General features: G+C 29.0%; 13 protein-coding genes and 2 pseudogenes. All 15 read right to left on the reverse strand.

All coding sequences use genetic code 11. From position 1 onward, the window contains the following. Positions 1-293: 293 nt before the first annotated feature. The gene (locus LEQ07_RS16250; RefSeq protein WP_263331472.1) at positions 294-821 is read right to left on the reverse strand and encodes a precorrin-2 dehydrogenase/sirohydrochlorin ferrochelatase family protein; all 528 of its coding nucleotides are present in this window, start codon (positions 819-821) and stop codon (positions 294-296) included. Between the two features lie 39 nt (positions 822-860). Beyond that, a complete protein-coding gene (locus LEQ07_RS16255) occupies positions 861-1310 on the reverse strand; it encodes a hypothetical protein (RefSeq protein ID WP_263331475.1) in 450 nt (149 codons plus the stop codon). A gap of 133 nt (positions 1311-1443) precedes the next feature. Then, entirely contained in the window at positions 1444-1797 is a 354-nt protein-coding gene (locus LEQ07_RS16260) for a carboxymuconolactone decarboxylase family protein (protein WP_021428159.1), read from the reverse strand. 243 nt (positions 1798-2040) lie between these two features. Further along, a complete protein-coding gene (gene hemL / locus LEQ07_RS16265; RefSeq protein ID WP_021428147.1) occupies positions 2041-3339 on the reverse strand; it encodes a glutamate-1-semialdehyde 2,1-aminomutase in 1299 nt (432 codons plus the stop codon). Between the two features lie 5 nt (positions 3340-3344). Further along, entirely contained in the window at positions 3345-4310 is a 966-nt protein-coding gene (hemB, locus tag LEQ07_RS16270; protein WP_035119013.1) for a porphobilinogen synthase, read from the reverse strand. 20 nt (positions 4311-4330) lie between these two features. Next, on the reverse strand, positions 4331-5833 hold the full coding sequence (gene cobA / locus LEQ07_RS16275; protein WP_263331480.1) for a uroporphyrinogen-III C-methyltransferase: 1503 nt from the start codon (positions 5831-5833) through the stop codon (positions 4331-4333). Next, positions 5823-6728 (reverse strand): hydroxymethylbilane synthase, encoded by a 906-nt coding sequence (gene hemC / locus LEQ07_RS16280; RefSeq protein WP_046823147.1) that lies wholly within the window; start codon positions 6726-6728, stop codon positions 5823-5825. The genes cobA and hemC overlap by 11 nt, the downstream gene beginning before the upstream one ends. A gap of 25 nt (positions 6729-6753) precedes the next feature. Then, positions 6754-7826, reverse strand: a pseudogene (gene hemA, locus LEQ07_RS16285) (glutamyl-tRNA reductase). After that, positions 7802-7987: a hypothetical protein gene (locus LEQ07_RS16290; protein ID WP_263331483.1), complete on the reverse strand. Its 186-nt coding sequence runs from the start codon at positions 7985-7987 to the stop codon at positions 7802-7804. The pseudogene hemA and the gene LEQ07_RS16290 overlap by 25 nt, the downstream one beginning before the upstream one ends. Before the next feature lie 14 nt (positions 7988-8001). Then, positions 8002-8712, reverse strand: coding sequence for a cobalt-factor II C(20)-methyltransferase (locus LEQ07_RS16295; RefSeq protein ID WP_021428161.1), 711 nt, complete (start codon positions 8710-8712; stop codon positions 8002-8004). A 2-nt stretch (positions 8713-8714) separates the two neighbouring features. After that, positions 8715-9509, reverse strand: coding sequence for a sirohydrochlorin cobaltochelatase (locus tag LEQ07_RS16300; RefSeq protein ID WP_263331484.1), 795 nt, complete (start codon positions 9507-9509; stop codon positions 8715-8717). A 2-nt stretch (positions 9510-9511) separates the two neighbouring features. Next, positions 9512-10266 (reverse strand): annotated as a pseudogene (locus LEQ07_RS23205) (cobalt-precorrin-6A reductase). Further along, positions 10263-10982: a precorrin-3B C(17)-methyltransferase gene (gene cobJ, locus LEQ07_RS16315; RefSeq protein WP_263331488.1), complete on the reverse strand. Its 720-nt coding sequence runs from the start codon at positions 10980-10982 to the stop codon at positions 10263-10265. The pseudogene LEQ07_RS23205 and the gene cobJ overlap by 4 nt, the downstream one beginning before the upstream one ends. Beyond that, the gene (cbiG, locus tag LEQ07_RS16320) at positions 10979-12064 is read right to left on the reverse strand and encodes a cobalt-precorrin 5A hydrolase (RefSeq protein WP_263331489.1); all 1086 of its coding nucleotides are present in this window, start codon (positions 12062-12064) and stop codon (positions 10979-10981) included. Before cbiG ends, cobJ begins: the two co-directional genes overlap by 4 nt. Then, the gene (locus LEQ07_RS16325; protein WP_046823141.1) at positions 12030-12782 is read right to left on the reverse strand and encodes a cobalt-precorrin-4 methyltransferase; all 753 of its coding nucleotides are present in this window, start codon (positions 12780-12782) and stop codon (positions 12030-12032) included. Before LEQ07_RS16325 ends, cbiG begins: the two co-directional genes overlap by 35 nt. Positions 12783-12785 lie beyond the last annotated feature (3 nt).

The following is a 12785-nucleotide window of genomic DNA, read 5'->3' on the forward strand; positions in this document are numbered from 1 at the left end:
TAATCATTATCTGAATATCTGGCTTGGTTGTTTGTGTTTAATTCTTTAAAAAAGAATTTATATAATTAACCTACTGTTTAATTTTCAAAGTTCATTTTTGTTTTTGTGTTTCGTCCGTTTCTTAAGGACAAGTAATACTTTACCATCATTGAAATAACGTCAATACTTTTAAAACTTTTTTAACTTTCTTTTTATTTTATTTTATTGCAGTAATTACCTCTTCTTCCTCAAATTTCAACATTTTTAAACTATATATTTTTTTAGTTCTTCAATGTTTAAATTTATAATTTCATTTAGTAATTGCTTTTTTTAACTGGATCATCATATTTTTTTAGAATTTTACATCTTAATTCCCCTAGTAATTGTATATATTCTTCATAACTATCATCATAAACTATTTCTAAATCTTTTTTTATCTTAGATGCTAATGATGGACTTTTTCCTGAAGTAGATACTCCTATAATAAGATCTCCTCTTTTAACAGTAGATGGAACTATATAGCTAGATAATGTTGGATTATCTACTACATTTACAAGTTTATTTTTCTCAGCGCAATACATACCTATAGCCTTATTTATATCTCTATTATTAGTAGCTGCAACAACAATAAAGCTATTTTCTATATATTCTTCTTTATATTCATCTCTGATTAATTCAATTTTACTTTCTATATCTTTAAATTTTTTATTAAAGTCTAAAGATATAACCTTAACCTTATATCCAAAATCAATAAAGTTCTTTGCTTTCCTATAAGCTATTTTCCCACCTCCTATAATTGTTATCTCTTTATAATCTAAGTTCACCATAATAGGGTAGTTCATCTTATAATTCCTTTCTATACTTTTAATGTCTATTTTATATTATATACTACCTACTTCTTTTTCTACCTCTTTTTGAACTCTTCCAAACGATATTTCTTTATCTTCTGCCCCTGTATATACATATGCTTTAGTTAAATCTTCAACTGTACTCTCTAGTTCTTGCATAAATTGAGTGTATGCAAAGTCAAACTTAGGATCACTTTCATCCTTTCCAAAAACACTATAAATTAGCGATTCTATCATTTGATCCATACCCCATAATTTAAGATGTATAAGCTCGTGAATTACCAAAGCTTCTAAATTAGTATGTTTTCTATTGTGATTATTTATCATCAAAACAGCTTGTTTTACATCTCTATCTATCTTTATATCTCCACTTTTTCTCCATTCTTTATCAACTAACTCAATTTTAATATCCCAATCTCTAATTCTAAGAATATCTTGCCACTTATTCAAATACTGTTCTACTAAATCATTCTTTAATTTCATAAATACTTCTCCTTTTTGACTATAAAAATAAATAACTTTAATATGTTTATTTCTATAATCAAAAAGAGTACCTCTATTTTTATTATAGAAATACTCCTAACTAATAACTATTTATTATATTAATATATTTATATTAAATAAAATCTTTTTCAAACTCATCTATACAATCTTTTAATAAAGTAGCACTATACGCCATAGAAGGTCCTCCTCCAAACCCAACTGCAACCATAGCTGCTTCCATTATTTCCTCTCTTGTAGCTCCAAGCTCTAATGCTGCATATGTATGACAAACTATACAATACTCGCAACGATTATATATACCTATCGCTACACTTATAAGCTCTTTTGTTTTAGTAGTTAAAGCTCCTTCTTTATAACCAGAGTTTAAAAGTCCCATAAATGCTTCTACATTTTCTTGGTTTGTTTCACTTATAGCCCCTAATCCTTCTTTAAATGAATTTAATATTCCTCTTACGTCTTTTTTCATGTTAAATCCCCCTTATGTTATAAGCCCTTGAAAATAGTTAGTATACTAACTTTATTTGTAAATTATACTATTTTAAAATATCCCATGTAAAGGATATACATCTTTACTCCTACTTTTATTAATTAGACTTATAGAAAAAAACTATAAACTTAGCTATGTGTATAAACAATAGTGCTATTAAGTTTTGAATTTACTTAAATTTAAAAAAGTGTTGAATAGAAAATTTCTATTCAACACTTTTGATTATAAGTTATGAGCAGCCTTTAAAGCTTCATAACTAGCTTTTATAGTTTCATCTATTATCTCATCTGTATGAGCATTAGATAAGAACATTGCTTCAAATTGAGTAGGAGCAAGTAAAATCCCTCTATTTAATAGCTCCTCGAAGTATTTATTAAACATAGGTACATTACACTTAGTAACATCATCATAGTTGTTTATTGGTCCTTCTGCAAAGAATAAACAAACTAAAGACCCAGCTCTATTTACAGTGTAGTTTAATCCAAGTTTTTCAACATTTGATCTTAGACCTTCTTCTAGTTTTATAGCTTTTCTTTCTAATTCACTATAAACTTCTGGTCTATCTCTTAATATCTCTAAGTTCTTTTTACCCATGTACATAGCTAATGGATTACCTGATAAAGTACCAGCTTGATATACAGGCCCTACAGGAGAAACCATATCCATAATTTCTTTTTTACCACCATAAGCCCCTACAGGAAGTCCAGCTCCTATTATTTTCCCAAAGCATGCCATATCAGGTTCTATTCCATAATATCCAACTGAACTGTTGTAAGCTAATCTAAATCCAGTTATAACTTCATCAAAAATTAAAACCGTTCCGTATTCTTTAGTTATATCTCTTAAAAATTGTATAAATTCTTTTTTACCTGGAACAACTCCCATATTTCCTGCTACAGTCTCTAGTATAACAGCAGCTATCTCATTACCATGCTCTTCAAACATAGCTTTAGTAGCTTCTATATCATTATATCTAGTTACTAAAGTATCTTTTACAACATCCTCTGGTACTCCAGGACTTGTTGGTACTCCATATGTTATAGTTCCTGATCCAGATTTAACCAAAAGTGCATCTGAATGTCCATGATAACATCCTTCAAACTTTAATATTTTATTTCTGTTAGTATAAGCTCTTGCTACTCTTAACGCACTCATAGTAGCTTCTGTTCCAGAGTTTACCATACGAACTTGATCTATTGCAGGATAAGCTTCAACTATAAGCTTAGCCATATCAACTTCTATAGCTGTTGGAACCCCATAACTTGTACCTTTTTTTACAATTTCTTCAATTCCATCTACTATTTCTTTTGGGCTATGACCTAACATAAGTGGTCCCCATGAACATATGTAATCTATATATTCATTTCCATCTACATCATATATTTTACATCCTTCTGCTCTATCTATAAAAACAGGGTCTAATCCTACTGATTTAAATGCTCTAACTGGGCTGTTTACGCCACCTGGGATGTACTTAGTTGCTTCTTCATATATTTTTAGTGACTTTTCATTTTTTCTCATTGGTGTTACCCCCTAATTAATTTAGCTATATCTTTTGCAAAGTAAGTAATTATTATATCTGCTCCAGCTCTTTTTATAGACATAACAGCTTCATATATAGCTGACTCATTTAATAAACCTTCTTTAACTGCAAGTTTCAACATAGAATATTCTCCACTTACATTGTATGCTACTAATGGTAAATCAAAGTTATCTTTAACTCTTCTTATTACATCTAAGTATGATAATGCTGGCTTAACCATTAACATATCTGCTCCTTCTAATACATCAAGTTCAGCTTCTATTAACGCTTCATTTGAATTAGCTGGATCCATTTGATAAGTTTTTCTATCTCCAAATGATGGAGCTGATCCTGCTGCATCTCTAAATGGTCCATAGAAACTAGACGCATACTTAACACTATATGACATTATTGCTACAGTCTCGAACCCTTGTGCATCTAATCCCTCTCTCATAGCTTGGATTCTTCCATCCATCATATCAGATGGAGCTACCATGTCAGCTCCAGCTTTTGCATGACTTACAGCTATTTTAGTTAAATATTCTAAAGTTTGATCATTGTCTACATATCCTTTTTCAGTTAATATACCGCAGTGACCATGACTAGTGTATTGGCACATACAAACATCTGTAGTTACACACATATCAGGATCTATTTCTTTTATTTTTCTTATAGCCTTTTGAACTATTCCATTATCATTGTATGCTTCTTTTCCAAAAGGATCTTTTTCATCTGGTATACCGAATAATATAACATGTTGAATTCCTAAGTCTTTTATCTCTTTTATTTCTTCTTCTAATTTATCTAAAGAAAAATGATATACTTCTGGTAGAGATGGTATTTCTTCTTTTATATTTTCTCCTTCTACTACAAATAAAGGATATATTAAATCATTTACATTTAATACTGTTTCTCTCACTAAATCTCTTATTGCAGCACTGTTTCTTAATCTTCTTGGTCTTCTTAACATTGTAAATTCCCCCTAATTAATTATTTATCTTCTATAATACAATTTATTAAATCATTTATAGTATAGTTAGTCGGCTCTTTATAAACCTTTAGTCCTAACTCTTTAGCTGTATTGCTAGTTATAGGTCCTATAGATATTACCTTAGTATTTTTTAGTTTATCTATATTGTCTACTCCTATTATATCAATAAAATTAGAAACTGTAGACGAACTTGTAAATGTAATATAATCTATATTATTTTCATTTAACAAAGCTATTATTTCTTCTTTATACTTATCTTCTATTTCAGTTTTATAAGTATGTACTTCTTTCACTGTACATATTTCACTTAATTTATCTACTAAAAAGTCTCTTGAGTTCGCACCTCTTGGTATTAAAATGCTATCATTACTGTTTAGTTTATTTTTTAATTCCTCATACATAGCTTCTGCTACGAATTTTTCAGGCACTATATCTGCTATTATCCCTCTATTTTTTAGTTCTTTAGCTGTAGACGGTCCAATAGCACATATTTTTATATTAGCTAACTTTCTTAAATCTAAATTCATTTGAGCTAGTTTATCAAAGAATATATTAACTCCATTTTGACTTGTTAAAATTAAGTAATTATAATTAGAAATATTGTTTATTTCATTTTCTAAATCTTTGTTGTCATCTACTTTTTCTATTCTTATTGTCGGTATTTCAATTGGATTACCTCCTAAATCCATTATCTTAGCAACTAAACTACTGCTTTGAGTTCTAGCTCTCGTTACTAAAATATTTTTTCCAAATAGAGGTTTTTTCTCAAAGAAGTTTAGTTTTTCTCTTAAACTTACCACATCACCTACAACAATAAGAGTTGGAGGTTTAACTCCTTCTTTCATAGCTACATCATATATATCTTCTAGGCTTCCAGTAACTACGCTTTGATTATATCTAGTAGCCCAACTTATAAGTGCTACAGGAGTATCTTTTGATTTTCCTTCCTTGATTAATTTATTACTTATCTTTTTTAAATTGGCAATTCCCATTAAAAATACTAATGTACCTTCATTGTTGGCTAATGCATTCCAATTAAGTTCATCATTTTCATCATCTTTTAAATGCCCTGTTATAACATGAAAGGATGATGCGTAATCTCTATGAGTTATAGGTATTCCTGCGTAACAAAGACCTCCTATTGCAGATGTTATTCCTGGAACTACTTCAAATTCTATTCCATTATCTAAAAGGAATTCAGCTTCTTCTCCACCTCTACCAAATACATATGGGTCTCCACCTTTTAGTCTAGTTACAGTTTTACCTTCTTTAGCTTTATTTGTTATAACTTCATTGATTTTATCTTGCGGTAAAGCATGATTGCTAGATGCTTTTCCTACATATATAAATTCGCAATTTTCATTTGCTTCTTTTAAATATTTTTCATTTGCCAACCTATCATAAACTATTACATCAGCTTTTTTTATACATTCCATTCCTTTTAATGTCATAAGTTTATAATCTCCAGGTCCTGCTCCAACTAAGTATACTTTACCTTTCATAAGACTTAAACTCCTTCGAAATTAATTTGGCTAGCTCAATTCCTACTTCTCTAGCTTTAGACACTTTACCATTTATAGTTTTCGTTATAATTTTATTACCTTCTTCATCTCCATATAATCCAGTTAATACTATGTCATCACCATCTACTTTACAGTGCGCTCCAACTGGAATATGACAGCTTCCATTTATTCCATCTAAGAATCCTCTTTCTGCTTCAACTTGTATCTCAGAAGTCTTATCTGCTATACAACTTAATATATCTTCTATGCTTGAGTCTCCTTTTCTTATTTCTATTCCTAATGCTCCTTGAGCTGGAGCTGGTATAACTATATCTTCATCTAAGTAACAAGTAATTTTTTCTTCTAGACCTGCTCTTATAAGTCCTGCTGCTGCAAGTATTACACCAAAAAGATTTTCATCTTCAATCTTTCTCATCCTTGTCTCTATATTTCCTCTTATAGGAACTATTTCTAAGTCTGGTCTATGATTTAAAAGCTGATATTTTCTTCTCTTACTTCCACTACCTATTTTAGCTCCTTTAGGCAAATCATCTAAAGATTTGTATCCTTTTTTTAAAATTAGGACATCCCTTATATCTTCTCTCTTAGGTACTCCTGCAAATTTTAATCCTTCCGGTAAGCTTGAAGGCATATCTTTCATACTGTGCACAGCTATATCGATTGACTTATCTAATAACTGTTGTTCTATTTCTTTAACAAATAAGCCCTTATCTCCTATTTTATCTAGAGATACATTTTGAATTAAGTCTCCCTTAGTTTTTATTATCTTAACTTCAAACTCTATATTCGGATGAAATTTTTTCAATTCATTTATAACCCAATTAGTTTGAGTAAGAGCTAAGTTGCTACCTCTGCTTCCTACTATAACTTTCATACCTAATCTCCTTTGCCCATATTTATTATAAGTCAAACAGCTCTTCTACTATTTTTATATATTCCTCTTGCTTTCCACTATCTTTAATTTGTTTTAAATTTATTATTGGTTCTCTTACAAGTCTTTTAAGTGCAGAAGTTAGCATTTTATCTATTATTTTTTCTCTCTGCAATTTAAATCAAGTTTTCTATAGATATAATCTAATGTATCCTCTCTAATATCTGAACATTTATCATTTAAAGATTGTATTGTTGGATCTATTTTTATAGTATCCAACCATTCATTAAATTCTTCTATCTTTTCATCAATGATTAATTCTCCAATACATGCTAATTCTCTTCTTTTCTTGTCATTTGCTTGACTTATTTTTTTTAAATCGTCAATATCATAAACTTCAATATTTTCAAGTTCATTTAAGTTTTTATCTATATCTCTTGGTAATGCAATATCCATCATTATTAGCTTGTTTGAAGTTTTTGGCATCTCAGCCTTCTTTAATACTGTATGAGGAGATGCCGTAGCACTTATAACTATATCAACCTTATCCATGACTTCATATCTATCCTCATACTTAATAGGAATTAAATTTTTATATTCATCTTGTATGTTTTTTAATTTTTCATAACTTCTATTAGTGACGTATATATTGTTTAATTGCTCTTCTTCTAAGTGTTTCATCGCTAACTTGCTCATTTTCCCAAGTCCAATTACTAAAGCATTTTTATTTTCTAAAGATCCCATCTTTTCTTTCAAACATTTAATTCCAATGTAACTTATAGATAATGGTTGATGAGAAATCTTTGTTGTAGTTTTTATATCTTTTGAAACTGTTATAGCTTCTCTAAATAATTTATTAAATACTTTCTTACTTGAACCTAATTGTCTTGCAAAATCATGTGCATCTTTAACTTGTCCCAAAATTTGATCTTCACCTAAAACTAATGAATCTAGACCTGCTGAAACATTAAATACATGTTTAATTGCTTCTTCTCCAGTTTTATTAAATAAGAATTCTTCTATATTTTCTACATCGAAATAGTCTTGGTAGAAGTTTTTTACAACTTCTACCTTATCTAAAATATTTTTGAGTATATATATACTTCACTTCTATTGCATGTAGATAATATAACAGCTTCTTCTATTCCATTATCTAGTAAAAAATTTATACCTTCAATTTTTTGTGTATCTGTAAAAGATACAGTTTCTCTTATATTTATAGGAGTGTTATTGTGATTAACTCCCACTACTGCAAAATCCATAAAATCCTCCAGATTTATCCTACCTTAGTATTCTCCTTGTTTACTAAAATCGTGGAAAAATAAGATATTTTATTTTCTAAATCAATTTCTTTTAAATCATTATACACCACTTCATTTTCTTGAGATGAGTTACTAACTAATATAGAATATTCTAATAAATTGTTCTTTTCTAATTTATCAACTATATGTTTAAAGTTTTTATACACTTTCATTAAAACTATTGAACTGTAGTTTTCTAAAGCGTAATCTATCTTTTCTTCATCTATAGTGCATGGCACTATTATTAATGGCTCTTTATCCATTACTAACGGGAAATTTTGATTTGATGCAATGTTTGAAAATGATGAAATACCAGGTATAGTTTCAACATCAATTTTGTCTATAAGTCTTTCCATAATGTATACATATGTGCTGTATATCATAGGGTCACCTAAAGTTACAAATCCAACATTTTTTCCATTTTTAACATCTTCTACAATTTCATCTGCCACCCTATTCCAAGCCATTATTTTTTCACCATCATTAAAGTTCATAGGGAAGTGCCTTTGCTTGATTTTAAGCTGTTCTGGTAAATATTGTTCTACTATACTTAAGGCTAAACTATTTCCTTCTCTCTTTGACTCTGGCGTATATAATATATCTAATTTTTTCATTGTATTTACTGCTTTTACTGTAACTAATTCACTATCTCCAGGTCCTGTTCCTATTCCATAAAACTTAGCCATAATTAATTTCCTCCCCCATTTAAAGCCTCAACACAATCTAATGCGTGTTTTACAAATTTATTTTGAATTGCTTCATTTTCTCCTAATCCCTTTAAATGTATTTCTGTTTTAAATCCATTTTTTATTAATATTGAATTCCAAGAATCATCATCTTTTCCGGCCATATCATTTATTGCATGATCTCCTGCAACCAACATAAAAGGCATTAGCCTTACTTTTGAAACTTTATCTTTTTTAAGATTAACTATAACTTCATCTATTTCAGGATAACCTTCAACAGTTCCAACATATGCTTTAATATTTTCTTGTTTTAACATATAATCTAATGCTGGATAAGCACTATGAGCTTGGTGTTCAGTTCCATGGCCCATAAGTACAATAGCTTCATCTTCTTCTAATTCTGGTATTTGTAGCTTTAAAGCTTCTACTGTTTCTTTATAGTCATCAATTTGACTTAAAAGAGGTCTTCCTAGTGTTATTTTTTCAAATTTGTCATCGTACTCACTTATTTGATTTTTTAACTTTGTATATTCCTCTCCACAAATTATGTGTAAAGTTTGAACTATTACTTCTTCATATCCCTCATCATATAATCTATCCAATGCTTCTATTGGATTTTCTATATGTATGTTATCTCTACTTTTTAATTTTCTTATTATCATATTTGATGTGAACGCTCTAAAAAAGTCATATTCTTTAAAAGCTTCCTTAATTTTACTTTCACATGCCTCTATAGTTTTTTCTCTTGTCTCTTTGTAACTTGTCCCAAAACTAACAACTAAAATTGCTTTTTTCACTTTTAATCCTCCACTATGAAATTTGTTATATTTTCTATTTCATTTACTACTGTCTTATAATCTATCTTTTCTCTCACTATAACTACTACTGGTATATTTAAATTCTTAGCAGCACTTACTTTTTCTAAAAATCCACCTTCTATACCACTTTCCTTAGTTATAACTAGGTCTACATCGTAATGTTTATACATTTGTTCGTTTATAGCTTCACTAAAAGGTCCCTTCATAGCTATTATGTTGTCCGCATTTAGCCCTACCTCTTCACACATCTTAATAACATCACTTGTTGGTAAAACTCTTGCTATTATGTTTTTATCTTTAAGGTTTTTGTGAATTCACCTATAGTCTTACTTCCCGTTCCTAAAAATATATTTCTGCCTAATTCATTTGCTTTTTGATAAGCCTCTTCAACATTTTTTACTTTTATAACTTTTTCATAATCAAACTCATCTAGAAGAGACTTTCTTTCATATCTTAAATATTTTATTCCTAAGAAATCCGAAACTTCTATAGCATTTTTTGATACTTCTATTGCATATGGATGCGTTGAATCTATTACTAAACTTATATTGTTATCTTTCATAAACTTAGTCATATAGTCTCTATTCATTCTTTTAATTACTATATTTTCAGCACATTTACTAGCTAAGTCAGCTCCATAATTAGTAGTTACAGAAACTATATAATCTTTTTCTAGACTATTTAGTAGATTACAAATTTTTATGCTATCAGATGTTCCTCCTAAAACTAAAATCATATATTGTAACCTCTAGGTGTTATCATTAAGTCTCCATGTATAAACGTAGATTTGTTTCCTATAATAACCATAGTAGTCATATCAACTCTTTCAAAGTCCATAGTTTCGAATGTACATACAAATTTTTCTTCTTTTTCTCTTCCTACATCTTTTACAATTCCAACTGGAGTTTTTCCATCTTTAAATTCACTCATTATTTTAAATGCTTTATTTAGATGTTCACTTCTTCCTTTACTTCTTGGGTTGTATAAACAAATTACAAAATCAGCTTCTGCAGCTAATCTTAATCGCTTTTCTATAACTTCCCAAGGAGTTAATAAGTCACTTAAACTTATATGGCAAAAATCATGCATTATCGGTGCTCCTAATATTGCTGCTGCACCTATACTAGCAGTCACTCCTGGAACAACCTTTACTTTTATATCTTCTTGTGTTGTTAATTCCAATATTAACCCTGCCATACCATATATTCCTGCATCTCCACTACTTATCACAGCAACATTTTTTCCTTGTTTAGCAATTTCTACTGCTTGTTTACATCTATCTATTTCCTGTCTCATTCCATTTTGGACTACTTCTTTATCTTTAATAAATTCAGTAACTAAATTTATATACGTCTTGTATCCAACTATAACATCACTGTTTTTCATAGCTTCTATAGCTTCAACAGTCATCATATCTTTACTTCCAGGTCCTATACCTATTACATAAATCATACGCTCAATCTCCCTATCGAAAAAGTTATTCCCTTATATTTATGTTTTTCAACTATAAGGTTTTTATTGCTTAATATATAGGCTACTGGTTCCGCTACACAGTAAACACCTATGCTCTTTTTTACAAAATCTGATTTTTGAAATTTATGTTCAATCTTTTTAATTTCTTCTAGAGTAATAATTTCAAAAGGTATATTTAATTGTTTAGCTAATTCAATAATTCCTTTTTCATCCTTTTTAACTTCTACGCTTCCGATTTTTGCTAAAGATTTTTTATCTAAATTAAATTTATTTAATAAATCTTCTAATGCAATATTTATATCATCATAAGGTGTATCTCTTCTACATCCCATTCCTATTACAATATCTCTAGGAACAACCTTTATAATTCGTTCATCTTCAATTTCCGTTGCACTTTTATTAGTTATATAAATAATTTTATCTAATTTATCAAGCCTATGGAATCCATTAATATTTTTAATGGTTATTAATCCTCTAGTATCAACGTTATAATCTCCATCTATAAACACGCCAACACTCCCATCATTTACCAATAATGAATTAACTTCTTTTACATTTTCTCTAAAATTATCTATATGTGCATTTAATTTTTTAGCTATCATATCTAATGAAGTTTTTCCATTTATATCGGTTGCTGTAGTTATAACTGGATTTGCTCCTATAAGACTACTTATATAATTTGTCATTTCATTTGCTCCACCCATATGACCACTAAGTAAACTTATTACATTTTTACCTTTCTCATCTATTACTAGTATCGCTGGGTCATCAAATTTACTTTTTATTTCATTTGCTATAGACCTTACTACTATACCTGTAGCCATTATAAATATTAAAACTTCATAATTTCTAAAAAGTTTTGGCATAAAATGAGATAGCTTACCTTCTATAACATTTAATGATTGTATATTTTTATCTAAATTATATAAAAGCTTTTCTGTTACATATATATCTCCATCTTTCATAATATTTCTTATATTAATAGCTAAATTCATAGCATTTTTTGTAACACATATAAAAGCAATTTTACTTTCTATATTCATGTTTGAAATCCTTGTCATATAACTTAGAGTTTTTATATTCTTCACCCAAGAATCTACCTACTAATATTAATGCTGTTTTACTTATTTCATTTTCTTTAACTTTTTGTGCTATAGTTTCTAAAGTTCCTTTTACAATTTTTTCTTCTGGCCAAGTAGCTTTGTAAACAACAGCTATAGGTGTATCCATTGGATAACCTCCTTCATGTAATCTATCTACTACTTTTTCTATATCATGAACTGATAAAAATATAGCCATCGATGTTTGGTGCTTAGCAAAAGACTCTATACTCTCTTTTTCTGGAACCGGAGTTCTTCCTTCCATTCTTGTAATAACTACACTTTGTGATATTTCTGGAACAGTATATTCTACTCCTAGTGCAGATGCCGCTCCTAAGAAAGAACTAACTCCAGGTGTACAATCATACTCTATTTCTAAGTTTGCTAATTCTTCAACTTGCTCTCTTATAGAACCATATATTGAAAAATCTCCAGTTTGAAGTCTTACTACCTTTTTGTTACTTTGTATTCCATCTTTCATAACATTTATTATTTGATTTAAATCCATTGATGCACTATTATGAATTTCACAACCTTCTTTACAATATTCTAGTAAAGCTGGATTTACTAATGATCCTGCATATATAACTACATCAGCTTCACTTAATAACTTGTATCCTTTTAATGTTATTAAATCTTTATCTCCTGGTCCTGCTCCTACAAAATGTACTTTATTCATAAT

Source organism: Paraclostridium sp. AKS73 (assembly GCF_025671395.1).
Lineage (GTDB): Bacteria > Bacillota > Clostridia > Peptostreptococcales > Peptostreptococcaceae > Paraclostridium > Paraclostridium benzoelyticum.